Source organism: Erythrobacter oryzae (genome assembly GCF_030271515.1).
Taxonomy (GTDB): Bacteria; Pseudomonadota; Alphaproteobacteria; order Sphingomonadales; family Sphingomonadaceae; genus Erythrobacter; species Erythrobacter oryzae.
In genome coordinates, this window is sequence record NZ_JASCXI010000003.1 from 1 (window position 1) to 23,033 (window position 23,033).

28 protein-coding genes are annotated in these 23,033 nt (G+C 70.7%); 7 read left to right on the plus strand and 21 right to left on the minus strand.

The window, feature by feature from the left end; all coding sequences use genetic code 11:
- The 7 genes from PFX90_RS08790 to PFX90_RS08820 all read right to left on the minus strand — a co-directional run.
- Positions 1-239, minus strand: a 239-nt coding sequence (locus PFX90_RS08790) for a hypothetical protein (RefSeq protein WP_285712059.1), incomplete at its 3' end; no start/stop codon positions are given.
- Positions 232-1,590, minus strand: a complete 1,359-nt coding sequence (locus PFX90_RS08795) for a FliI/YscN family ATPase (RefSeq protein WP_419180094.1) — start codon at positions 1,588-1,590, stop codon at positions 232-234. The genes PFX90_RS08790 and PFX90_RS08795, both read right to left, overlap by 8 nt.
- Positions 1,554-2,207, minus strand: coding sequence for a FliH/SctL family protein (locus PFX90_RS08800; RefSeq protein WP_285712060.1), 654 nt, complete (start codon positions 2,205-2,207; stop codon positions 1,554-1,556). The genes PFX90_RS08795 and PFX90_RS08800 overlap by 37 nt, the downstream gene beginning before the upstream one ends.
- Positions 2,191-3,231, minus strand: coding sequence for a flagellar motor switch protein FliG (gene fliG, locus PFX90_RS08805; protein ID WP_285712061.1), 1,041 nt, complete (start codon positions 3,229-3,231; stop codon positions 2,191-2,193). The genes PFX90_RS08800 and fliG overlap by 17 nt, the downstream gene beginning before the upstream one ends.
- Complete coding sequence (fliF, locus tag PFX90_RS08810; RefSeq protein ID WP_285712062.1) at positions 3,231-4,919, minus strand: flagellar basal-body MS-ring/collar protein FliF; 1,689 nt, start codon at positions 4,917-4,919, stop codon at positions 3,231-3,233. The genes fliG and fliF overlap by 1 nt, the downstream gene beginning before the upstream one ends.
- Before the next feature lie 3 nt (positions 4,920-4,922).
- Entirely contained in the window at positions 4,923-5,285 is a 363-nt protein-coding gene (fliE, locus tag PFX90_RS08815; protein WP_285712063.1) for a flagellar hook-basal body complex protein FliE, read from the minus strand.
- Complete coding sequence (locus PFX90_RS08820; protein ID WP_285712064.1) at positions 5,282-6,580, minus strand: sigma-54 interaction domain-containing protein; 1,299 nt, start codon at positions 6,578-6,580, stop codon at positions 5,282-5,284. Before PFX90_RS08820 ends, fliE begins: the two co-directional genes overlap by 4 nt.
- Positions 6,581-6,870: 290 nt before the next feature.
- Here PFX90_RS08820 and PFX90_RS08825 point away from each other — a divergent pair, with 290 nt between their 5' ends.
- Both PFX90_RS08825 and PFX90_RS08830 read left to right on the plus strand, forming a co-directional pair.
- On the plus strand, positions 6,871-7,698 hold the full coding sequence (locus tag PFX90_RS08825) for a flagellin N-terminal helical domain-containing protein (RefSeq protein WP_285712065.1): 828 nt from the start codon (positions 6,871-6,873) through the stop codon (positions 7,696-7,698).
- A 145-nt stretch (positions 7,699-7,843) separates the two neighbouring features.
- The gene (locus PFX90_RS08830) at positions 7,844-9,373 is read left to right on the plus strand and encodes a hypothetical protein (RefSeq protein ID WP_285712066.1); all 1,530 of its coding nucleotides are present in this window, start codon (positions 7,844-7,846) and stop codon (positions 9,371-9,373) included.
- A gap of 7 nt (positions 9,374-9,380) precedes the next feature.
- Here PFX90_RS08830 and PFX90_RS08835 read toward each other — a convergent pair whose 3' ends face one another.
- The 13 genes from PFX90_RS08835 to flgB are packed head-to-tail and all read right to left on the minus strand — an operon-like array spanning position 9,381 to position 19,082.
- Positions 9,381-10,274 carry a flagellar motor protein MotB gene (locus PFX90_RS08835; protein ID WP_285712067.1) on the minus strand — a complete coding sequence of 298 codons (894 nt, stop codon included), beginning with the start codon at positions 10,272-10,274 and terminating at the stop codon, positions 9,381-9,383.
- A gap of 1 nt (position 10,275) precedes the next feature.
- On the minus strand, positions 10,276-11,139 hold the full coding sequence (gene motA / locus PFX90_RS08840; protein ID WP_285712068.1) for a flagellar motor stator protein MotA: 864 nt from the start codon (positions 11,137-11,139) through the stop codon (positions 10,276-10,278).
- An 18-nt stretch (positions 11,140-11,157) separates the two neighbouring features.
- Positions 11,158-12,078, minus strand: coding sequence for a flagellin N-terminal helical domain-containing protein (locus PFX90_RS08845; RefSeq protein ID WP_285712069.1), 921 nt, complete (start codon positions 12,076-12,078; stop codon positions 11,158-11,160).
- A gap of 15 nt (positions 12,079-12,093) precedes the next feature.
- Positions 12,094-13,434 carry a flagellar hook-associated protein FlgK gene (gene flgK, locus PFX90_RS08850; RefSeq protein WP_285712070.1) on the minus strand — a complete coding sequence of 447 codons (1,341 nt, stop codon included), beginning with the start codon at positions 13,432-13,434 and terminating at the stop codon, positions 12,094-12,096.
- Positions 13,434-13,727, minus strand: a complete 294-nt coding sequence (locus tag PFX90_RS08855) for a flagellar biosynthesis protein FlgJ (RefSeq protein ID WP_285712071.1) — start codon at positions 13,725-13,727, stop codon at positions 13,434-13,436. The genes flgK and PFX90_RS08855 overlap by 1 nt, the downstream gene beginning before the upstream one ends.
- Positions 13,727-14,842, minus strand: a complete 1,116-nt coding sequence (locus PFX90_RS08860; protein WP_285712072.1) for a flagellar basal body P-ring protein FlgI — start codon at positions 14,840-14,842, stop codon at positions 13,727-13,729. Before PFX90_RS08860 ends, PFX90_RS08855 begins: the two co-directional genes overlap by 1 nt.
- Before the next feature lie 13 nt (positions 14,843-14,855).
- Complete coding sequence (locus PFX90_RS08865) at positions 14,856-15,554, minus strand: flagellar basal body L-ring protein FlgH (protein WP_285712073.1); 699 nt, start codon at positions 15,552-15,554, stop codon at positions 14,856-14,858.
- Positions 15,555-15,562: 8 nt separating this feature from the next.
- The gene (gene flgG / locus PFX90_RS08870; RefSeq protein WP_285712074.1) at positions 15,563-16,354 is read right to left on the minus strand and encodes a flagellar basal-body rod protein FlgG; all 792 of its coding nucleotides are present in this window, start codon (positions 16,352-16,354) and stop codon (positions 15,563-15,565) included.
- A gap of 23 nt (positions 16,355-16,377) precedes the next feature.
- Positions 16,378-17,136: a flagellar basal body rod protein FlgF gene (locus PFX90_RS08875; protein ID WP_285712075.1), complete on the minus strand. Its 759-nt coding sequence runs from the start codon at positions 17,134-17,136 to the stop codon at positions 16,378-16,380.
- Positions 17,136-17,948, minus strand: a complete 813-nt coding sequence (locus PFX90_RS08880; protein WP_285712076.1) for a flagellar hook-basal body complex protein — start codon at positions 17,946-17,948, stop codon at positions 17,136-17,138. Before PFX90_RS08880 ends, PFX90_RS08875 begins: the two co-directional genes overlap by 1 nt.
- 32 nt (positions 17,949-17,980) lie before the next feature.
- On the minus strand, positions 17,981-18,310 hold the full coding sequence (locus PFX90_RS08885; protein ID WP_285712077.1) for a flagellar hook capping FlgD N-terminal domain-containing protein: 330 nt from the start codon (positions 18,308-18,310) through the stop codon (positions 17,981-17,983).
- Positions 18,310-18,702 (minus strand): flagellar basal body rod protein FlgC, encoded by a 393-nt coding sequence (gene flgC / locus PFX90_RS08890; protein WP_285712078.1) that lies wholly within the window; start codon positions 18,700-18,702, stop codon positions 18,310-18,312. The genes PFX90_RS08885 and flgC overlap by 1 nt, the downstream gene beginning before the upstream one ends.
- Positions 18,703-18,725: 23 nt before the next feature.
- The gene (gene flgB, locus PFX90_RS08895; protein WP_285712079.1) at positions 18,726-19,082 is read right to left on the minus strand and encodes a flagellar basal body rod protein FlgB; all 357 of its coding nucleotides are present in this window, start codon (positions 19,080-19,082) and stop codon (positions 18,726-18,728) included.
- A gap of 235 nt (positions 19,083-19,317) precedes the next feature.
- Here flgB and PFX90_RS08900 point away from each other — a divergent pair, with 235 nt between their 5' ends.
- Positions 19,318-19,992: a MotA/TolQ/ExbB proton channel family protein gene (locus tag PFX90_RS08900; RefSeq protein ID WP_285712080.1), complete on the plus strand. Its 675-nt coding sequence runs from the start codon at positions 19,318-19,320 to the stop codon at positions 19,990-19,992.
- On the plus strand, positions 19,989-20,465 hold the full coding sequence (locus tag PFX90_RS08905) for a hypothetical protein (RefSeq protein WP_285712081.1): 477 nt from the start codon (positions 19,989-19,991) through the stop codon (positions 20,463-20,465). Before PFX90_RS08900 ends, PFX90_RS08905 begins: the two co-directional genes overlap by 4 nt.
- On the opposite strand, the gene PFX90_RS08910 is transcribed toward PFX90_RS08905, so the two are convergent.
- On the minus strand, positions 20,462-21,529 hold the full coding sequence (locus PFX90_RS08910) for a GGDEF domain-containing protein (RefSeq protein ID WP_285712082.1): 1,068 nt from the start codon (positions 21,527-21,529) through the stop codon (positions 20,462-20,464). The two genes, PFX90_RS08905 and PFX90_RS08910, sit on opposite strands and share 4 nt — an antisense overlap.
- Positions 21,530-21,693: 164 nt before the next feature.
- Between PFX90_RS08910 and PFX90_RS08915 the strand changes: the two genes are divergently transcribed.
- The 3 genes from PFX90_RS08915 (at position 21,694) to PFX90_RS08925 (ending at position 22,998) form a co-directional block, all read left to right on the plus strand.
- Positions 21,694-22,248: a flagella basal body P-ring formation protein FlgA gene (locus PFX90_RS08915; protein WP_285712083.1), complete on the plus strand. Its 555-nt coding sequence runs from the start codon at positions 21,694-21,696 to the stop codon at positions 22,246-22,248.
- Positions 22,249-22,319: 71 nt separating this feature from the next.
- Positions 22,320-22,619 (plus strand): flagellar biosynthesis anti-sigma factor FlgM, encoded by a 300-nt coding sequence (flgM, locus tag PFX90_RS08920; protein WP_285712084.1) that lies wholly within the window; start codon positions 22,320-22,322, stop codon positions 22,617-22,619.
- A 4-nt stretch (positions 22,620-22,623) separates the two neighbouring features.
- Positions 22,624-22,998 carry a flagellar protein FlgN gene (locus PFX90_RS08925; protein WP_336426490.1) on the plus strand — a complete coding sequence of 125 codons (375 nt, stop codon included), beginning with the start codon at positions 22,624-22,626 and terminating at the stop codon, positions 22,996-22,998.
- Positions 22,999-23,033 lie beyond the last annotated feature (35 nt).

The following is a 23,033-nucleotide window of genomic DNA, read 5'->3' on the forward strand; positions in this document are numbered from 1 at the left end:
TTGGCGGCAAGCTGCGCGAGCCCCGCGGTGAAGGCCGCGCGCTGGGCGAGCGCCGCGCCGGTGGTCGCCCCCTCGCGCGCCGCGCTCGCTGCGACCAGCCGGAGGCTCCGCGCGGCGAGCGCCTGCCCCCGTGCCTCGGCCTCCAATGCCTCGGCCAACGCGCGCAGGGCCTGCTTCCTCGCCACCTCGGCGATCAGGCTCTGGCGGCGCAGCAGCGCGAGGCGGCGGGCTTCACGCATGCATCAGCGCGAGCAGCGCCTGCTGGCTCGCCGCCAGCGCCACCGCCTCACCGCGCGGTTGGGTAAGAAAAGCGTCGATCGGGCCGCTGAGCGCCAGCGCCTCGTCGAGCAGCGGGTCGCCCCCGGCACGGTAGGCGCCCATCATCACCAGATCGCGCCCGCTTTCACGCGCCGCAATCAACCCCCGGAGACGCCGCGCAGCGGCGGCGACGGGCCCGCTCACGACATCGTCCATCACCCGGCTCAGCGAGGCGGGAATGTCGATCGCGGGATAATGCCCGCGCGCCGCCAGCTCGCGCGAGAGCACGATATGCCCGTCGAGGATCGCGCGCGCGGTGTCGACCACGGGATCGTTGGTGTCGTCCCCGTCGGCGAGCACCGTGTAGATCCCGGTCACCGCCCCGCCCGTGCGCGCCGAGTTGCCCGCGCGCTCCACCAGCCGCGTGATCGCGGCGAGTGCGGAGGGCGGATAGCCCCGCGCCGCGCCCGGCTCGCCCAGCACCAGCGCCAATTCGCGCGCGGCGTGGGCGACGCGGGTGAGGCTGTCGAGGATCAGCAGCACGCGCTTGCCTTGGCTCCGGAAATATTCGCCGATCGCGCAGGCATATTGCGCAGCGCGCAGGCGGAGGTTGGGGGCATGGTCGGCGGGGACGGCCACGACGACAATCCCCCCGCGACGATGCCCGGCCATATGCCGGTTCACGAAGTCCGAGACCTCGCGCGCGCGCTCGCCGATCAGCGCGACCACGGTGACATCGGCGACCGCGTGGCCTGCGATGGTGTCGACCAGCACCGACTTGCCGACGCCCGAGCCCGCCATGATCCCGAGCCTCTGGCCGACGCCCATCGCGGCAAGCGCATTGATCGCGCGCACCCCGCAATCGAAGGGGTGCTCCACGCTCGCGCGCTCCAAGGCCCCCTCGCGCCGCCCGCCCAGCGGCCAGACCTGCGGCAGATCGAGCCGCGGGCCGCCGTCGATCGGCGCGCCCAGCGCATCGACTGCGCGTCCCAGCAGCGCATCGCCCACGCGCACCTCGCCGGGCTGTCCCAACGCCCGCACCCGCGCCTGCGGGCGCAGCAGCATGGCATCGCCCAGCAGCATCATCAGCGAATGGCCTGAGCGAAACCCGATCACCTCGGCGAGGCACTCGGCCCCCGCATCGTTCTCGATCAGCCCCAATGAGCCGACCGGCAGCGGCAGCCCCGCGACCTCGATCAACCCGCCGTCGCAGGTCACCACGCGGCCCGTCAGCACCGGGCCGGCGCTCACGGGCGCGGCGCGCATCCGGGCAAGGTCGAGCTGGAGTTCGGCGATCACAGGCGCAGCGCCGCTGCAATCGCGCGGCGCCATTCGGCGGGGCCGTCGCTGATCGTGCCTTCCGCGCCTTCGATCACGACGCTGCCTGGTTCGAGCGCGGGGTCAGGCGCGAGCCGCATCGCGGCGAGCGCCTCCTCGCCCAGCAGGGCAATGTCGTCGGGGTGGAGGTGCAGCACCAGGCTTTCGGCCGCGCCGCCGATCCGCCGCGCGGCGACGATGCAGCGTTCGCGCAAGGCATCGGGGTCGCGCGCGGCCTCCCCGATCACGCCGTCGCACAGGTGGAGGACGGTCGCGGCGAGATCATCGGCGAGCACCTCCAGCGCCGCCTCGTCGAGCGCGCGGAAGTTGAGGCGCAGGGCCCGCTGCCTTGCCGCACGCGCCTCGCCTTCGGCTTCGGCGGCGGCGCGGCCTGCGGCCACGCCATCGGCATGGGCACGCGCGAGCGCTTCGGCATGGGGATCGGGTTCGGCCTCTTCTGCCACCGGAGGCGGGGGCGGCGGAGCGGGCTCCTCGGGCGCGCCGAACAAGGGTGCCTCGCGGAAGCCCGCGCCCTCGCCCAGCTGCGCCAGCCAGCCGGGTTCGGCCTCGTCGACCGTGTCGGGATCGGGCGCGGCGGCCAGTGCGCCGACCCAATCAGACGAATTCGCCATTGCCGCTTCCGATCACGATCTCGCCCGCATCGGCAAGGCCCCGCGCGATCTCGACGATCGCCTTCTGCGCCGCGGCAACCTCGCTCTTGGCGAGACGCCCGCGCAGTTCGATCTCGTCGCGCACGCCGTCCGCGGCGCGGCTCGACATGGCGGCGAAGAAGGGCGCGCGGTCGGGTTCCTTGAGGCCCTTGAGCGCGTCGACCAGCTTCTCGTTGTCGACATCCCGAAGGAGCCGGCCCATCGACATGGGATCGAGCGCGAAGAGCATCTCGAAGGTGAACAGCTCCTCCTCGATCCGCTCCGCCAGCGGCGCGTCGCGCTCGGCGATGGCGGGCAGCACGGTATTGCGCAGCTCGCCCGCAGCAAGGTTGATGAGGTTCGCCGCATCGCGCGGGCCGCCCAGCATCAGCGCGGCGGTGCCATAGGTCGCGGAGATGCGCTGGGTCAGCAGCGTGTCGATGGTGGAGATCGCGGTCGCCGAAATCGCACCGCTCTTGGCGACGCGCTCGACCACCAGCGTCTGGAGTTCGAGCGGGAGCATCGCCAGCACCTCGGCGGCGGGCTCGGGCTCGATCAGAAGGAGCAGCGCGGCGATCACCTGGGGGTGTTCGTCGAGGATCAGGCGCACCAGCACGCCGGGCGCGAGCCATTTCGCCAGTTCCAGCGAGCGCGGCGCGGCATCGGGCTCGATGCGCTGCATCATGCTGTCCGCGCGCGCGGGGCCGAGCGCCTTGTCGAGCAGGGTGCGCACGCGGTCGCCCCGGCCGCGCATCGGCAGCATCTCGCGCGCCGCCTCGCCCGCGAAATCGGCGAGGGCTTCTGCCATGTGCGGCTGTTCTATCTCGCCCAGCGCCATCATCGCCGCGCCGAGCTTTTCGAGTTCGGCAGGTGAGAGGCGCGAGAGCAGCCCGGTCGCCTCCTCGTCGCCGAGCAGCATCAGGAACACCGCGGCGCGGTCGACGCGGCTGAGGAGCGCGGGCGGGGGGCCGGAGGGCAGGCCGGTCGAGAAATCTTCCTCGGGCATCAGGCCGCCTCCGCCTGATCGCTGCGCGGATCGGGGGCTTCGAGCATCCGCTGGAGCGCCTCGACCGCGCGCTCGGGCTGCTGCGCCGCGAGCCGCCGTGCGAGTTCGACCTGCTGCGGCAGATCGGCGAGCGGCACGCCGCTGTCGGCCTCGCCGAGCGGGTTGTCACCCTGCGCCGCCGTCGCCGCGCCGCCTGCGGCCAGCGCCGCGGGTTCGCCGCCGTCCTCGGTGGCCGCCGCGTCGGCGCCCTTGCCCTTGGCGCCCTTGCCGCCGCGCAGCTTGCCGATCAGCGGCTTGACCGCGAGCAGCAGCACCAGCAGCACCGCGATCAGCGCGCTGCCATAGCGCACCAGCATCGCGAACCACGGCTCTTCGTAGAAGGCAGGCGGGGCGAGGTCGGCGGGCTCGAACTTGCTGGCGACGACCTGCACCGTGTCACCGCGCTGGGTGTTCGCACCCACCGCCGCGCTCACCAGCGCCTGCAATTGCTGGCGGTTGAGCGGGGCGGCGGCCTTGAGCGCCTTGTCGCTCACCGCCACCGCGACCGAGAGCTTCTTCAGCGCGCCCGGCCCGGCAGTGGTGACGGCAACCTCGCGGCCCAGCTCATAGGCGCGGTCGGTCGCGGTTTCGGTGCTGGTCGAAGGCTGCCCGGGCGCGGTCGGCTGCGGCGGCCCGTTGACCAGCTGCGCCTGCGGGGGCGGGGTGTTGGCGGGCACGCCGGGCACGCCGCCGGGGGGCGTCCCCCCGGTGCTCTGCGCGTTGCGCGCGCTTTCGGTGCGCACCACGCCTTCCTTTTCATAGGTCTCGCGCGCGGTGGTGACCTCGGTCTTCTCGAGCTCGACCTGCACCTGCGCGCTGAAATTGCCCTCGCCCAGCAGGGGGAGCAGCAGCGCATCGAGCTGTTCGCGCAGCTTGGCCTCGTGCTCGCGCTGGAGATCGAGGCCTTCGCCCTGTTGCGACTTGGGATCGGAGAGCAGCCGCCCGTTCTGGTCGACCACGCGCACGGCATCGGGGCTCATCCCCGGCACACTCGCGGCGACGAGATTGACGATCGCGCCGACCTGTTCGGGGCTGAGGCTGCGCCCGTTCACCAGCCGCACCATCACCGAGGCGCTGGGGGCATTGTTCTCGCGCACGAAGACCGAGCGTTCGGGGGTGGCCAAGTGGACGCGCACGCTCTCGATCCCGTCGATTTCGCGGATCGTCAGCATCAGCTCGCGTTCGCGCGCGAGGCGCAGGCGCTCGCCTTCGAGGGTGCGCGAGGTGCCCAGCGGCATCGCGTCGAGCATCGCCTCGGCCCCCTCGGGCGCGGCGATCCCGGCATTGCTCGCGACCAGCATCTTGGCGCGGTAGACGTCGTTCTCCGAGACCCGGATCGCGCCGGTGGCGTTGTCGATGGAGTAGGCGATGCCGCCGCCCTCGAGCGTCTCGACCACCTTGGCGCGCTCGGCGTCGGTGAGGCTGGTGTAGAGCACGCGGTCGGCGCCCGAGGAAATCGCCATCCATAGCGTCGCGGCGGCGGCGACCGCGCAGAGCGCACCCAGCGCGGGCAAGGCGCGGGCGAGCGCGGGCTGGCTGACGAAGCCCTGCATTCCGGAGGGCAGCATGGTGCGCCAGCCGGTGACGGGGGCGGACGGCGCGGGCGGCAGCCCTGCGGGATCGGCGGGGACGGGAAGCGTGTCGGCCATCTATCAGCCCCCCATCCGCATGATGTCTTGGTAAGCGGTGAGCAGCTTGTTCCGCACCTGCAGCGTGGCTTCGAAGGCGACGCCCGCTTCCTGCCGCGCGAGCATGACCTGCGCGATATCGGTCACCTGGCCGCGCTCGTAGGCGACCTGCATGGCGCTCGAATGGGCCTGCACCGCGCTGACCTCTTTGAGGGCATTATGGAGCGTGTCGGCAAAGCCCGCGCCGGGGGCCCGGCCGGGCACGGCCAGCGCGCTGCCCGGCTCGCTCGCGGCGCGCACCTCGCGCAGTGCGGCGTTGCGGGCGAGCACCTGGCTGCGCAGCGCCATGACGTCCTCGACGCCGAAGCCGACCCTGAGCGCGCTCATGCCGCACCTCCCGCCGCGATCAGGCCCGCGCCGCGCATCGAGGCGAGGCGGTAGCGCAGCGTGCGTTCCGAAATGCCGAGGCTGCGCGCGGTCGCGGCGCGGTTGCCGCCGTGGCTGGCGAGGGTGTCGAGGATCGCGCGCGCCTCGGAGGCAAAGGCGACGTCGGAGAGCGAGCGCGGCGCGGTGATGCGGGTCAGCGCGGGGGCGACGGTTTCGGCCACGGGGCGCACCGCAGTGTCGAACACGATGTGCTCGGCCGCGATCGCCGCCGCATTGCCCGCCAGCAGGATCGCGCGGCGGATGACGTTCTCGAGCTCGCGAACATTGCCCGGCCAGGCATGGGCCTCGAGCGCGGCGAGCGCCTCGGCAGACAGCCAACCAGGCTGGCCGGGAGCGGGCGCATGGCGCAGCAGCATCGCGAAGGCGAGCGGGGCGATGTCGCCCGGCCGGTCGCGCAGCGCGGGCAGCGCGAGGGGGAAGACGTTGAGGCGGTAGAGCAGGTCCTCGCGGAACCGCCCCGCCTCGACCTCGTCAGCGAGGTGCCGGTTGGTCGCGGCGACCACGCGGACATCGACCTTGAGCGGCCTGGTCGCACCCAGCGGCAGCACCTCGCCCTCCTGCAACGCGCGCAGCATCTTCGATTGCAGCGCCAGCGGGAGCTCGCCCACCTCGTCGAGCAGCAGCGTGCCGCCGTCGGCCGCGCGGAACAGGCCCTCGCCCGCCTCGGCCGCGCCGGTGAAGGCGCCCTTGCGGTGGCCGAACAGCAGCGCCTCGAGCATGGCTTCGGGCATGGCGGCGCAATTGACCGCGACGAATGGCCCGCCCGCGCGAGCGGAGAGGCGGTGGACGAAGCGCGCGAGCACCTCCTTGCCGGTGCCGGTCGGGCCTTCGAGCAGGACGGGAATGTTGCTGGCGGCGATCCGCTCGGCGAGCGTCAGCAGCGCGAGCGACTGCGGATCGCCCGCGACCGGCCAGCCGCCTTGCGCCGAGGCCGCGATCAGCGCCGCGCGCGCTTCATTGATATGCGCAGGGTCATAGGCGAGCGCGATGCGCCCCTCGCCCGCCATCGCGAGCACGGGCGCGGAAGCATGGGCGAGGCTGATCGCAACCTTGCCGCCGCGCGCTATCCCTGCCGCCATCGCCGGGGGCATTGCGTCGCCCAGCACGATCCGGTCGCGCTGCCAGCTGCCGCCCATCAGCGGCACGGTCATGCCGATCAGGATGTCGTGCAGCGCGCTCTCGCCGTCCGCTGGCGCGGCCGCGCTATCCCGCGAGGCAATTGCCGGTCGAATCATTGCTTCCCCTGTGGTCTGCCCCGGAGTGGTCATGTTCCGGGCTCGGCAAAGCTCTGCCGCATACAGGCTGGACACGGGGCAAATTTAAGCCCCCGTAGCTTCCCCTAGGAGGCCTGCGACCAACACCTAGGCTCGCGTAGCCCGGCTGCCCTGCCATCCGCACAGCTCGGGATTATCCAACTGTTTTTTCAAAGAATATTTTTGCGCTTAAACATCCCCGCCGGCGGCCGCTCTTAGGGCCAGCAGCGACGGGCCTGTTCGTCCTGCCTGACCATTCGGGAGTTTGAACAATGAACGTGATCAACACCAACACCTCGGCCCTGCGCGCCACCAACTCGGCCGTCGCCGCGGGCAAGATGCTCGGCACCGCGATGGAGCGCCTGTCGAGCGGCAAGCGCATCAACAGCGCCGCCGACGACGCCGCCGGCCTCGCCATCGCCACCTCGATGACCTCGCAGATCCGCGGCATGCAGCAGGGCATCCGCAACGCCAACGACGGCATCAGCCTCGCCCAGACGGCGGAAGGCGCGCTGAACGAAGTGACCAACATGCTCCAGCGCATCCGCGAGCTGGCCGTGCAGTCGGCTTCGGGCACCTATGAAGACGCCACCGACCGCGCCTACATGCAGGTCGAAGTGGACGAACTGACCGCCCAGATCGACCAGGTCATCACCAACAGCGAATTCAACGGCGTGGTCCTGTTCGACGCCAGCACCGCGACCGTCGACATCCAGGCCGGCCCGAACGGCGCCGACACCGTCACCCTGACCATGGCCGACCTCACCAGCCTCGCGGCGAGCGGCGGTGCTGCGGGTTCCTACGACGTCTCGACCGCCACCGCTGCCAACACGCTGATCGGCACCGTCGACACCGAACTCGACTCGATCAACAGCGCCCGTGCGACGCTGGGTGCCGGCCAGAACCGTCTCCAGTCGGCGGTGAACAACCTCACCAACGTCTCGACCAACCTGTCGGACGCGCGTTCGCGGATCCAGGACACCGACTACTCGGTCGAAACCACCGCCCTCGCCAAGGCCCAGATCCTCGGCCAGGCCTCGACCGCGATGCTCGCCCAGGCGAACCAGTCGCAGCAGAACGTGCTGTCGCTGCTGCGCTAAGCGTCCTCTCCCCGCGCGCCGCCCCCTGTCCCCTTGGGGGCGGCGACCGAGAGCCCGGAGCCGGAAACGGCTCCGGGCTTTTTCGTGGGAGACCGGCCGGTGCTCCCACAATTGGCTTTTGCGCCCGGGCGGAATATGCTGCCCCATGCGCTCCGTCCTCATCGCGGCCGGCCTCGGCATCGGCCTGCTCCTTGACCCGCCCCACGCGGGCGCAAAGACGCTGAGCGACCGGCAGATCGCGCAGCTGGAGCTCGAGACAGTCCGCTTCACCTGCCCGCTCGGCGGGGAGACGTTCCGGCAGGCGGTGACCCATCCGCATTTTCCGCTCGACGGCTTTCCGGACGGCAGCCATCTCGGCGATGAATGGATCGATCAGGTGATCCCCGAATGCCCCGGCAACAGCCTGCTGATCCTGCCCGATTACGCCGCGACGCCCGATGGCGCGGTGCCGCCCGCCTATTACTCCTACAGACCTGCCGATCTCGAGCGTCTGCCGGGCCTGTTGGCGAGCGCGGATTGGCAGGCCCTCAAGGGCCAGACCCGCACCCTGCGGGCCTATTGGCTGGCGACGCAGGTGAACCTTCCGGCCGAGGCGCGGTGGGAGTTGCTGCTGCACGCCAGCTGGGGCGCCGAGACGGTGGAGCAACGCCGGACGGCGTTCGAATGGCTGCTGCGCGATGGGCCGTCGCTGGTCGAACCGGTCTTTGCCAGCGAGGCAGAGGCGATATGGGCCCGCGAGCGGATCGCCAATGCGGCGCGCGAACTGGGCCGCTTCGAAGTCGCCGCCGCGCTGAGCGGGCGCGAAGATGCGCTTGCAGGCATGGCCGACGAGGCTTCGCAGATTTTCGGCGATGATCCCATGAGTCTGGCGCTGGGCGCGCGCGACGATGACCGCTACGCCATCGATCTGCTGAGCGACGGCATGGCCAGCCGCGTCTGCAATCTCGCCGAATTCGCCGCCTATCGCGGCCCCCATGCGGCCGAACGCTGCGCCGCCCGCGACCGGCGCGCGCAGATCAGGGAGGCGATGTCGGCAGAGGCCTTCGAACTCGGCCTGAACACCGCCGCGCTCGACGCGAGCTGTGCCGAAACGCCCGAAGCCAGCCGAAGCCCCGCGCTGGCGCTGGCCTGCGACGATCGCCAGTCCGATCTCGCCGGGGCCGAGGCCGATCGCATGCTCGAATTGGAGGCTGACCGGGTGGCCGAGGCCTGCTGGGCCGGCCCGCCCAAGGTCCCGACGATGACCGCGATGGACATGGCCTGCTCCGGGTACCGCAGGGCGATGGGCGGGGTGGTGCAGCATCTTCTGGTGCGCGACCCCCGCGCCTTCGCGGTGCTTTGCGAAGAAAAGCCCGTCACCTACGAGGAGGATGACGCGGTCAATCTGGCCTGCTCCCAGGCCGCGGACACGCTCGCGGATATAGGCGCGCTGGCCATGTGGAAGGATCTGCCGGCGCTGCGCCGCTATTGCGCGAAGACCGGTCTGGAACAGCGCAGCCGCGCGGGCATCGTCGCCTGCGTCTGGACGGATTACCACGACGCGAAGAACCCGCCCGAGGAATATGCGCTGGAATACCTCAACGGCCCGATGTTCTTCGACGCCTTGAGCGAACACGCGGTTCCCTATGCCCGCAAGCTGGTCGACAAGCTGATCGCCGAGCGCGGCGGGGCGTAGGGCCCCGTTATTTCCTGCCCTTGCCCGGCGGCGACGCCGGGCCCGGTCCGGGGGCGACCGCGCCGCGCCCTTCGAGCAGCAGCAGCGAGATGCGGCGGTTCCGCGGGTCGGCGGGGTTGTCGCCGATCAGGGGTTCGGTATCGGCCACGCCCTCGATCCGCGCGAAGCGGGTCTGGCTCACCCCGCCCAGCACCAGCGCCTGACGCGTCGCCTCGGCGCGCCCGGCGGAGAGCGACCAGTTGTTGGTCTTCACCCCGCCGCGCCACGGCAGCGAATCGGTGTGGCCGCGCACGATCAGCGGGGCCATCTCGTCCTTCAAGGTCTCGGACATGACCTGGAGCAGCTCGCGCGCGGGCTTGGTGAGGATCGTGGTGCCGAGCTCGAACATCGAGAAATCGGCGTCGTCCATCAGATCGATGCGGATACCCTCGGGCGCGCGCATCACCCGCACCTGCCGCGCGAGCTGTTTTGTCTGGCGGCGCTCGGCCAGCTTCTTCTGGATCTTCTCCTGAATTTCCTGAAGCTTGCGCGCGTCCGAATCGCTGCCCTTGCCGGAAGAGGTCGGCCCGCCGGTCGCATCGCGCGGGATGGTGAGTGTGCGCGATCCGGTCTGGCCCTGGCGGTTGGGGTAGTTGTCGGGATCGGTCAGCGACGCCCCGCCGAGCAGGCCGTTCGACCCGGCGCTTTCCTTGCGCAGCTTGACCAGTGTGGGGGTGAAGTAGTCGGCGATCCCCTTGCGCTGCTTCTCCTCGGTGGCGCCAAGCAGCCACAGCAGCAGGAAGAATGCCATCATCGCGGTCACGAAGTCGGCATAGGCGACCTTCCACGCTCCGCCATGGTGACCGCCTTCAACGATGGTCACCTTCTTGACGATGATGGGTGCGGGGGCCGCCTCGGCCATCTCAGCGACCCCGCATCATATCGAGCAGGTCGGTAAGCTTCGGACGGTGCGCCGGGGGCAGGCCCGAGCGTGCGGCTTCGAGCACCAGCGGCTGCGGATAGCCGTGGAGGCTCGCGATGATCACCTGCTTGATCGAATGGAAGATCTGCTGGTCGTGCGCGTTGATCTGCTTCAGCCGCGCGCCGAGCGGCCCGGCGAGGCCATAGGCGAGCAGCACGCCGAGGAACGTCCCCACCAGCGCGCTCCCGATCATCTTGCCCAGCACCGCCGGGGGCTGGTCGATCGCGCCCATCGTCTTGATGATCCCGAGCACCGCCGCGACGATCCCGAGCGCGGGCAGCGCGTCGGCAAGCGACTGGATCATGTGCTGCGGCTCGTCCATCTCGTGCATCTGGGTCTTGATCGCACTGTCGATGATGTCCTCGACCGCATGGGTATCGAGCGTGCCCGAGGACACCACCATCAGCGTCAGCGGATCGCAGATCATCGCGGTCACCACCGGATCGGCCTGCAGGCGCGGATATTCGGAGAAGAGGGTGGAGGAGGCGGGCTCGGTGACATGGCTTTCGAGCGCCACCGCGCCTTCGGAACGCAGCAGCTTCATCAACTTGGAAGTGAGCGCGATCGCGTCGATATGGTCCTGATCGTTGTATTTGGGCCCCTTGAACACCCGCCCGAAGCCTGCACCCAGCAGCTTGATCTCGTGCATCGAGTTGCCGATCAGCGTCGCGCCGGTCGCAGCGCCACCGATCATCATGAACTCAAGCGGAAGCGCCTTCAGCACGGGGCCCATGGCGCCCCCGGCGAGCATGAACCCGCCGAACACCATGACGAGCAGAACGACAATGCCGATGGCAGCAAACACGACCCTGGACTCCTTGGCTTAACGCAGCGCGTCGAACAGCGTCAGCGAGCTGACACGGGCGAAGGCGGACTGGCTCGCCTCGAGCGCGGTCAGCGATTGCTGGAGACGCGCGATGGCATCGGCGATGTCGGTATCGCCCACCCGGCTGCGGCGCTCGGCGAGCGCGACCTTGCGGTCGGCCTGCTGCTCCTCGACCTGCTCGACCCACGCCATGCGGGTGCCGAGGATGGTGACGGCGCGGTTGGTGGTATCGAGCGCGGCGTCGATCCCGGCGATGCTGGCGTTGGCCGCCGCAACCGGATCGGGCGCGCCGCCCTGCAACGCCGAGGTGAGGCTCGCCAGCACCGCGAAGGCGCTCGTGGGCGTGCCGCCGAGGTCGAATTCGAACACCTCGCTGCCCGGCAGCCCGCGCTCGATCGCGGTGCCCGGCGCGACCGGCACCGCGCCGCTGTCGGGGGTGCCGGCATAGGTCACCACGCCCGCCGCATCGCGGGTGAAGGCGGCGCCGGTCGATTGGCCCGCGAACAGCGGCTCGCCGGTCAGCGAGACCGCGTTGGAGCGGCTGAAAAGTTCTTCCCGCAGCTGCTCGAGTTCGAAGGCGATCGCCTGGCGCCCGTCGGCCCCGAGCGGCGCGTTGGCGGCCTGCACGGCCAGTTCGCGCGCGCGCTGGAGCAGGTCGGTCACCGCCTGCACCTCGTTCGCCGCCGCGCCGAGATCCTGCCCGAGCCGCGCGGCATTGTCGCCCTCGACCTGCGCCAACGCCTCGCGCCGCGCGACCGAGCGCAGCTGCGCGGCGACCGCGGGGTCCTGCGAGCCGCGCTCGATCTTGCGGCCCGTGGCGATCTGGGTGCGGGTGCGTTCGATCCCGCTGCGCAGCTCGGCCATCTGCGCCAGCGAGCGGTTGAAGAAGGAACCGGCGGAATTGGTGATCGAAGACATGACGCGCGCGCTCCCTTACCTGAGGTCCAGAATCGTATCGAACAGCTCGGCGGCGACCTGGATCACGCGGCTGTTCGCTTCGAAGGCCTGTTGCAGCCGGACGAGATTGGCCGCCTCGGTATCGAGATCGACCCCGGTCTCGCGCAGCAGCTCGGCCTCGGCGCTGGCGGAGACGACCTCGAGCCCGTCCTTGCGGGTCTCGAGCGCCGAGACGCGGCTGGAGAGGGAGAGCAGCAGCGAATCCGTGCCGGTGATCGGCCCGCTCGTATCGCCCAGCGCGGTGATCAGCGCGGCGAGGTTGGCGGTGTCGCGGCTTCCGGCGGGCGCGCCTGCCGGGGCGGTCGCGAGGTCATCGGCGCTGGCGAGCACCATGGTGATGCTGCCTGCGCCCGTGCCCGCGAAGAAGGCGGGGCCGGGATTGCCGTCGAGCCCCACGCCATTGCTCTGCGCGGTGTTCGACAGGGTGATCGCCGAGACCGCGAGGCCATCGAGGCTGGTCTGGAGCCCGGCCATCTGGGCGAGCGCATTGGCCCGCCCGGCCATCGCCCCGCCCGAGGGGACGAAGGGCGTGCCGCCGACCGCGAAGCTCACCGTGCCGTCGGCAGCGAAGGTGGTCGCCAGCGGCTGCGCGGTCGCGCCTGTCACCAGTGCGACCGAGGGGGTGCCGCTCAGCGTCACGTCGGCGGTGCCGTTGGCATTGATCGTGGTGCTGATGCCGAACTCCTCGGCGAGGCCGCGCAGCGCCTTGTCGCGCGCATCGAGCAGCGCCGCGCGGCCCGCGGTGCCCTCGCGCGAGCCGACCAGATCGGCGTTGATCTTGGCGAGTTCCGCCGCGCGTTCGTTGACGGTCAGCGTCTTGGCGCTGACCTCGGCCTGCACCAGCCCGCGCGCATTGGCGAGCGTGCCGTTGGCGATGCGGAAATTGCCCGCCATCTTGCGCCCGGCCTCCAATGCGGAGAGGCGCAGCGCGGGCTCGGTCGGGTTGTTCTGGAGCCGGGTCAGCGCCGCCTCGAAATCGACGAGGCCGGTATAGACGCCCGAGGTCTCGAGCGCGCTTTCGGCCTCCTTCATCGCGAAGAATTCCGCATCCGCCGCCTTCAGCGCCGAGGAGGTATCGCGCGCCTGACGCTGCACGAGAGAGCTTTCCGCACGCTCGATCACCCCGGGCTTCACCCCGCCGAGTGAATCCTGCGCGTTGTTGCCGATATTGCCGGTCATCACCAGCTCGCCCTGGGTCAGGATGCGGCGCGAATAGTCGGGGTTGTCGGCGTTCGCGACGTTCTGCGCCGTCAGCTCGAGGCTGCGGCGGGTCGCGGTGAGCCCCGAGCGGGCAATGGTGAAAATCGCGGTCGGCATCAGCTGTCACCTTTGGCAGGGAGGTATTGCGCGAGGCTCGCCTCGATACTGCGGGCAAACCCGAAGGCGCCCGCCTTGGCGGCGATGTCGGCGAAGTGCTCGTCGCGCATCGCCTCGAACTGCTTGAGGCCCCCGCCGGTGAGCGGGGTTTCCTCGGAGAGGCGGGCGGCGCGCGCGGTTTCGAGCATCTTGCGCACCATGATCGCCTCGAAGCCTTCGGCGGCCTTGCGGAGTTCCGCCTGCTCGGGCGTGAGGGTCGCGGCGGGGCGCATGGAGTTGACGGGTCCGATCATCACAGCACCACCATTTCGGCCTGCAGGCTGCCGGCCTGCTTGAGGCTTTCGAGGATCACCACGAGGTCCGCCGCGCCCACGCCAAGCAGGTTCAGCGCATCGACGATCTCGTTCAGCGAGGCGGCGGCGGGCATGTAGGCGACGCGGCTCGACTGTTCCTCGACGCTGATGTCGGAGGATTCCTCCTGCGCGGTCTGGCCCTGGCTGAAGGGCGCGGGCTGGACCACGGTGGGGTTCTCGTCGATGCGGATCACCAGCTTGCCGTGGCTGACCGCAGCGGGCGCGAGGCGCACCGCGTCGTTGATGACCACGGTGCCAGTACGGCTGTTGACGATGACCTTCGCGGCGACCGGCGCGGGGGTGACGGCGAGCATCTCGATCTCGGCCATCAACCCCGAACGTGCGTCATTGCCCTGCGGCAGCGCGAGCGCGATCGACACGCCGTCGGCGATCGAGGCGATCCCCGGATAGCGCGCATTGATCGCATCGCGCACCCGCGCGGCGGTGAGGAAATCGGCCTTGTGGAGGTTGAACTTCAAGGCAGGTGCGGTGTCGAACCCGGTGGCGACCGCGCGTTCGACGGTAGCCCCGTCGGCGATCCGGCCCACGGTGGCGACATTGACGCTGACCTGCGAGCCGTCCCGACCGGAAACCCCCAGCCCGCCGACCGCGACATTGCCCTGCGCCATCGCATAGATCTGCCCGTCCGCGCCGTAGAGCGGGGTCAGCACCAGCGCCCCGCCGCGCAAGGACGATGCCTGCCCGAGGGTTGACACCGTAATATCGATGCGCTGCCCCGGCTTGGCGAAGGCGGGCAGCTCTGCCGTCACGATCACCGCGGCGGCGTTGCGCAAGGTCGGGCTCACCCCCGGCGGCAGCGGCAGGCCGAGTCGGCCCGAAACCCCGCGCATCGCTTCGGTGGTGTAGGCAAGGTTGTTGTCGCCCGTCCCTTGCAGGCCGACGACGATGCCGTAGCCGGTCAGCTGGTTCGCGCGCAGCCCCTCGAACTGGCCGAGATCGCGGACGCGCTCGGCCTTGGCGGGCAGCGGGATCTGTCCGGCGACGAGCGCGATCAGCAGGTAGAGGATCGGGGCGAGGATGCGGGTGCGGTTCATGGCTGCGGCCCTCTCAGAACGGCGAGATCGTGTTGAAGAAACGGCTCAGCCAGCCCGGGCGGCTCGCCTGCTGGACGGCGCCCTTGCCCGAATAGATGATCCGGGCATTGGCGACCTGCGAGGAGGCGAGGCGGTTGTCGCCGTCGATATCGACCAGCCGGATGCGGCCGGCGAATTGCACCCACTCGTCACCCTGGCTGAACATCATCTGCTTTTCTCCGACCACCTCGGCGGTCCCGTTGGGGTAGATCGCGGCGATGGTCACCGCGACCGCACCGTTGAGGCGGCTCTGCTGCGCGGCATTGCCCCCGCCGGTGAACGACGCTTCGGCCGCAGCTTTAAGGGCCTCGGGGTCGAGGAAATCGAGCGGGCCCTTGGTCGGCGGGGTGATCCCGAGGTTGCCTTCGCGCTGCGTCTTGCCGGTGGTGCTCTTGGAGGTGGCGGTGGCTTCGGTGAGGATGATCGTCACCATGTCGCCCAGCTGGCGCGCGCGGGTGCCGGTGACGAGGCCGGCATAGCCGTTGGCGCTCTGGAAGATCGCCCCCGCGCTCGCCGGTTGCGGGGCGGGCGCACCGTCGCCCTGCGACGCAGCGGTCAGCGGTGTACCCGGCGGCGGAGGAGCGGTGAATCCGGCTTGCGGCCCCTTGCCCCCCAGCCCGCCGCAGGCAGCGAGCAGGAATGGTGCGGCCAGCACCATGTGACGACCCCTCATGGCGCGCCTCACAGCGTCTGGTTGGCGTTGCGCAGCATCTCGTCGACCGCGCTCACCATCTTGGAGTTGATTTCATAGGCGCGCTGGGTCTCGATCATCTCGACCAGCTCCTCGACGACATTGACGTTCGACTGTTCGAGCATCCCCTGCCGGATCTGCCCGCGCCCGTTCTCGCCCGCGAACCCGACTTCGGCGGGGCCACTCGCGGCGGTCTCGACGAGGAAGTTGTCGCCGATGGCGCGCAGGCCCGCCGGGTTGATGAAGCTCGCGACCGAAAGCTGGCCGATCAGCGTCGCCTCGGCATTGCCGGGCGTGATCGCGCTGACCGTGCCGTCCGGCGCAATGGTGACCGATTGCGAGCCGGGCGGAATCTGGATCGGCGGCTGCAAGGCATAGCCCTGGCTCGTGATCAGCGTGCCGTCGTTCGACAGGGTGAAGTTGCCCGCGCGGGTGAACCCCGGCTGGCCGCCACCCGGCAGCTCGACCTGGAAGAACCCGTCGCCGTCCAGCGCGATGTCGAGATTGTTGCCGGTGGGGTTGAGCGTCCCCTGTGTGCCGATCCGCGTGGTGCCCTGGATCTGCACCCCCGTCCCCAGATTGAGCCCGACCGCAAAGGCGGTCTGCCCGGTCGAGGGCTGCCCGGCGCTGCGCTGTTCCTGATAGGCGAGGGTCGCGAAGTCCACGCGGTCGCGCTTGAAGCCGGTGGTGCCGATATTGGCGAGGTTGTTGGCGATGACGCGCATCCGCGCATCCTGCGCCTCGAGGCCGGTGCGCGCGACGTGAAGGGCGGAAGTGGGCATGGGTCAGTTCTCCGTTGGGGTGGTCAGCGCAGCGCCATGAGGGTGCTGCCGCTCTCGTCGAGCTCGCCTGCGGTGGCGATGATCTTGGCGCGCTGTTCGAAGGCGCGCTGCGCCTCGATCATCTGCACCAGCGTGTCGGCGGTCTCGACATTGGACATTTCGAGCGCGCCGGGGGTGAGGCGCGCGGTGGGATCGGGGGGCAGCACGCCGGTGCCGCCCGCTGCGGTGGGCACCTTGAGGTAACTGTCGATCCCCTTGGCGAGCGGGCTGCCTTGCGGGTTGACCAGCCGGATGCGGCCGATCGGCTCCGGCGGCGCATTGCCCGCCGCCGGATCGCCCGCGAGCACCGTGCCGTCGGCCGCGATGTTCAGGGTGAAGCCCGGGGGGACGGTGATCGGCGTGCCGGTCTCGCCCAGCACGGCGAGCCCCTCGCCGTTCTCGAGCACACCCGTCGCACCGACGCGCAGGTCGCCGCGGCGCGAATAGACCTCGCCCTGCCGGTCGGGGGACTGGAATGCGATCAGCGCCTGCCCCTCGAGCGCGACGTCGAGCGCATTGCCGGTCGGTACCACGCGCCCGATCCGCATATCCGCGCCGCGCACATTGCCGCGTGCGGGCGCGCGGGCCTCCAGCGAGCCGTCGCGCAGCACCGAGGGGGTGACCGCGAAGATCTCCTGACGAAAGCCCGGCGTCGAGGCGTTGGCGAGGTTGTTCGCCGTCACCCGCTGCCGGTCCATCGCCGCGTTCATCGCGGTCATGGCGGTGTAGATCAGCCGGTCCATTACGAACGCAGGTTCAGCACGGTCTGCGAGATCTGCGTGGCGGTATCGATCGCCCGCGCATTGGCCTGGAAATTGCGCTGCGCGGTGAGCAGCGAGACCATTTCGTCGGCGAGATCGACGTTCGAGCGTTCGAGCGCGCCGGCGATCATCTCGCCATAGCTGCCGATGCCCGGATTGCCGAACACCGCCGCGCCGCTTTCGCCGGTCGCCTGCCACTTGGTCTGCCCGACCGCGCGCAGACCGTTGGGGGCGGGGAAGGTGGCCAGCGCGACCTGCCCGACGGGATCGGTGGTTCCGTCCGAATAGGCCGCGATCACGATCCCGCGCACGTTGATGGTGACGTTGGCGAGGCTCGCGCCGGTGCCGCTGGTGATCGGCACATTGACATCGGCCGGCGTGGTCGAGGTCGGATTGCCCGCGGCATCGACCGGATAGGCCTGCAAGCGGTTGCCCCACGAATCCTCGAGCTCGCCCGCCGCGGTCAGGCGGAAATTGCCGTTGCGCGAGTAGCTGACCTCGCCCGAGAAGGGGTTGGACAGGGCGAAGAACCCGTCGCCGTCGATCGCGAGATCGAGCGCGCGGCCGGTCTGTTCGAGCGGGCCGAGCACGAAGTCCTGCGTGATCCCGGCGATGGTCGCGCCGATGCCGGGGCTGCGGCGCGGGTCGGTGGCCGAGCCGGTCGCGACGAGATCGGCGAATTGCACCGAGCTCTTCTTGAAGCCCACCGTCTCGGCGTTGGCGATGTTGTGGGCGATGACCTGCAGATCGGTCTGGGCGTTCTTGAGGCCGGAGAGCGAAGTGAAGAACGACATGGGGCTTTGATCCTTTGGCTAAGGGGAAGGGGTCAGGGGGCGGGGGTGGTGGCAGGCCGCGCGGCGGCCTCTTGGGCGGCGATCAGCCGGTCGAGCTTGGCCGAGATGTCCTCGAGCGTCGCGCCGCTTTCGGTGGTGGCTGCGAGCGCGGAGAACTGCGCCATCTGGGCCAGCATGTCCTGGTTGTCGGTCGGCTCGAGCGGGTCCTGGAAGGTCAGCTGGGTGGTCAGCAGCTTGATGAAGTCCCCCCCGTCGAGCGAGGCGAGCCCGCCGCCCTTGAGGGTCGAGGGCTTGTTCAGCCGGTCGAGCGTCGCCTGCGCGGCGGGGGTGACAGACGTGGTGGAAGTGGTGGTGGTGGTCATCACTGGCTCCTCAGGGTTTCGAGCATCAGCTGCTTGGCGGTCTGGAGCGCCTGAACGAGGTTCTGGTACTGGCGCGAGGCGTCCATGATCTCGACCATCTCGGCGGTCTCATCGACGGGGGCTTCGAACACGTCGCCATTGGCATCGGCGAGCGGGTGCGAGGGATCGTGGCGCTTTGTCGGCGCGGTATCGGCGCGCACGAGGCCGCTGGTGGTGACCCCAGCGAGGCCCGAGGCCTTGTCGAGTTCCACCGCGAACACCGCGCGGATCGGGCGATAGGCGCCTTCCTCGGTCGAGGAGACCGAACCGGCGTTGGCGAGATTCGAGGTCGCCGCATTCATCCGCACCATCTGCGCGCTCATCGCGCGGGTGGTGAGGCTGAACAGGGTCATGGGGGAGCGATCGGGCATCGGCCTCACTCGCCCTTCAGCGCGCGGGTGATGGTGTTCACCCGGCCCTGCACGAAGCTGAGGGTGGCAGAGTAAGCCACGGCGTTCTCGGCGAAGGCGACCTGTTCGCGGTTCAGCTCGACCGTGTTGCCGTCCATCGAAGGCATGGTCGGGCTGCGGTAGAGCAGGCGGGTCTCGCCGCCACCGAGGGTCGCAACCCTGCGCGCATTCGCCAGCCGGGCATCGAGCGCGGCGTTGAAGTCGATGTCGCGCGCCTTGTAGCCGGGGGTGGCGGCATTGGCGATGTTCGACGCGATCACCCCCATGCGCTCGGAGCGCAGGGTCAGCGCGGCGCCGTGGATACCGAAAAGTCGCTCGCTCACGGGTTTGAGCCTCCTTGCTGCGGGCGGGCACGGCCCGCGGGTCGCCAGCGGTTCAGCAGGAAGCGTGCCAAACCCGGCCAAGGGGGCTCTGGGCAGCCGAGGCGCGCGGACTGCGGCAGGCTTTTGCCGCCCTGCTGCCGCACCTCAGGGCAAACCCCTGCCGCAGCCTTCCGGCGCTTAATCGGCCAGGCGCGCCGCCGTTCTGCGCAGGTGTTGCCAAGAGGAGGGATCCGCCATGCCGCCCACGCTATCGTCGCTGTTCGATCCCGCCGCGCTGGGAGTGGTGCTCGCCGGAACCGTGATCGCGACGCTCGCGCGCTGCGGCTTCGCCGATTGCCGCGAGGCGATGGGCGCGGGCGCGCGATTGCTGCGCGGCGGCTTTGCGGGCGAGCCCAACCGCAAGGCGCTGGCGCAGGCGGCGGGCGCGATCCAGCGCGACGGGCCGCGCCGCGCCGATCCGTCGCTGCCGCCCGATCCGGCGCTGGCCGCGCTGGTCGCCTCCTTTCTGCGCCACGGCACGCTCGATGCGCTCGCCGGGATCCGCCGCGCCGACCGCGCGATCGCCGAGGAGCGCCGCCATGCCGCGGTGCAGGTCTTCACCTGCGCGGGCGAGCTCGCCCCGGTGTTCGGGCTGATCGGCACGCTCTACGGCTTCACCCAGCTCACCCCCGATGCCAATGTCGCGACCACGCTGACGATCATGAGCGCGATCTCGACCGCGGTGCTGACCTCGCTCTACGGCGCGCTCACCGCGCACCTCGTCTGTTTCCCGCTGGCGAGCGCGATCGAGCGCCGGGGGCTGGCCGAGGGAGCCGCGCGCGAGGCGCTCGCCGACTGGTTCGTCGCCCAGGCGGGCGGTGCGGAAGCCGCCGCGCGTGAACGCCGCGCCCATCTGCGAGGTGTCGCATGATCCGCAGCCCTGCGTCCCTCAAGGCGGGGGCAGGACGGGTCGGACATGGCTGGCAGCTGATCCTCGCCGACCTTGCGCTGATCCTGTTCCTCCTCACCCTCTCCGCCCTGCCCGCCGCCGAGGCCGAGGCCGGTCGCCAGCTCGCCGCGCGCGCGGTGCAGGAGAAGAGCGCGCGCGAATCCGCCCGCCCCGAGGCCGAGATTGCCGCCGCGCAGGCGCTGTTCCGCCCCGTCGCGGGCGGGCCGAGCCTTGGCGCATGGCTCGCGGCGCAGAGCCCCGATCCGCGCGCGACGCTGACGATCTTCGCGGTTCATGCACCGGGCGGCGAGGCCGAGGCCTGGGCCCGCGCGGGAACGCTGGCCGCCGAGGCGCGCGCAGCGGGCGCGCGGGTGCGCACGATCATCACGGCAGGACAAGAAGCGGAAATCTACGCCAGCCTCGCCTATGACGAGGAAGTCGGCGAGGGGCGCTAGCCCAGTTCGATCCGGTTGCGGCCCTGCTGCTTGGCGCGGTAGAGCGCCGCGTCCGCCCGGGCGAGCGCGCCGCGGGTGTCGGCGTCGTCGGAGACTTCGGCGACCCCGCCCGAGAAGGTGATCTTGCCGAAAGGCTGGCCGGTGTCGCGGTTCATCAGCACCCGCGCCCCGAGCGCACGGCGGATCGCATCGAGCCGCGCGCGGGCGGCCTCCTTGCCGATCCCGGCGAACAGCAGCACGAATTCCTCGCCGCCGTGGCGCGCGGTGTAACAGGCATCGCCCGCCATCGCGGCAAGGCTCGCCGCCAGCGCGCACAGCACGCGGTCGCCCGCGGCATGGCCGTGGCGGTCGTTGACCTGCTTGAAGTGGTCGACATCGCAGAAGGCGACGGTGAGCGGCGTGCCCGCGGCGCGCGCCTCGATCGCGGCGGTGGCCAGCCGCCGCTCGAAGGCGCGGCGGTTGGGCAGGCGGGTGAGATGGTCGACATCCGCCTCGGAGCGCGCCTGAGCGAGGTTGTCGCGCAGCCGGTCGATCTCGACCTCGCTGCGCGCCATTGCCGCCTCGACCTCCTCGATCCGCGCCAGCATCGCGCGCGACAGGTCGATCACCTGGGTGAGCTCGGCAGGCGTCCCCAGCGCGTCGACCTGCGCGCCGATCGCGTCGCGGTGATCGTGGGTTTCGGCCTGCGCATCGCGCGCGGTCTCGGCGAAGCGTTCGAGGGTGTATTCGAGCTTCTCGGACAGGGTCTCGAGCGCGGCGATATGGCTGTGCCCGTCGGGATCGAGCTGCGACAGTGTGTCGAGCCAGCGCTGGTCGATCGGCTCGCCGCTCGCCTCGCGCCGCACCAGCGCGGCGGCGAATTCGGGCTGCGATCCCGACAGCGCGCCGCACACGGTCGCCATGTTGGCGGGGCTCACCTCGAGATCGTGGCGGAGGAAGAATTCGGTGATCTTCTCGAGCAGCGCGCGGCGCGCCTCGGCGGCACGCGACGCCCCGGGCTGCGCCGGAGTGGCGGCCTTGGCGCGGGCACGGGCGGCACGGGAGAAACCGGAGGACAGGGACATGACGGGCGGTTCGCGAGGCTGAGTGGTCGGGACGAGGAAACCAAAGTTAGCCGCTTATGCTTAAGTGCCCGTCCGCCTCCATCACGGGAGACTACGTAGGTGTGCGCTTGGCATGGCCCTTGCTGCGCCCGGAGGGCATGATCACGCCCCTACTTCTGAGGAAAATGATGCCCACCGAGTTCACCCCGGAAAAGCGCAAGTGCTGGCTGCTGGCCGCAATTTCGATCCCGTTGCTGCTGCTGGGTGAGGCTGCCGCCACCGCCCAGACCCGCCTCGCCAGCACCGATCCCGCCGCCATCGACCGCGCGGTCGCGGCCTTCACGGGAGCGGCCATCGGCACCCCCGGCGGCGCGCGCATGGCGAGCGATCCGCGTCTCCAGCTCGCCCCCTGCGGCGGGCCACTGGCGGTCAGCTGGCACACCCCGGCGCGCACGGCGGTCGCGGTCGAGTGCCCGGGGCCGACGGCGTGGCGGGTCTTCGTCGCGATCAGCCCGGCCACAGGCTCCACCGCCGCCACGCCCCGCCCCGCCCCCGCGGTCAAGCGCGGCGATGCGATCACCATCATGGTGCGCGGGCGCGGCTTCACCGTGCAGCAGCCGGGCGAGGCGATGGAGGCGGGCGCCGTGGGAGACTGGATCGAGGTGCGCACCGCCCGCAAGGCGCAGCCCCTGCGCGCGCGGATCGAGCGTCCGGGCCTTGCCGTGGTTCCTGCCGGATAACCCGCCCCCCTTAAACCTCCCCGCCCCCCGCCGTTCTCGCTCACAGGAACCGCACACCAAGGATCAAGCCCATGTCTTCCGTCGAACTGAGCAAATTGCCTGCCGTCGGCGCTGCGCGCGCCGTCGCTGCCGGCGAGCGCGCGCAGATCGAAGCGCGCACCCGTCCCGCCGCGCCCCCGGCGGGCACCGCCTCCGGCGTCAGCCTCGAAGTCTCCGCGCCCATTGAAGCCGCCGCGCCCCCGGTCGATGCCGAGCGCGTGCAGGCGATCAAGAACGCCCTGCGCGACGGCTCCTACCCGCTGGTGCCGACCAAGATCGCCGATGCCATGATCGCCGCGCAGGTCAGCCTGTCGCTGCCCGAGCGGGACTGATCCGGTGCCCGAAATTCTCGTCCCCGCGCGCCGCGCCGCTCCCCCCGCCCCGGCTGCTCCGCTGGCCGACGGTCTGCGGCAGATGATTGCCGTGCTCGAACGCGAGCGGCAAGCGCTTGCCGCGCTCGATGCCGACGGCCTCGTCGGCGCGGCGCGCGACAAGGAGAGCCTGTGCGACACCCTCGCCGCGCTCGAGCCGCAGCTGCTCGACGGCGAGACCCGCGGCCTCGCGGAGACCGCGCGCCAGCTGAACGAGGTCAACCGCCGGGTGCGCAACCTGCTCGCCGCCAATGTCGCCGCGCGGATCGAGGCGCTGGGCGGTCGGCACGGCCTCAAGGGCCGCCTGCCGAAGGTGACCTACGCCCCGGCGCGCACCTGAGTATTGCCACTTAGGCGCTCCCCGCGCCCGCCCTG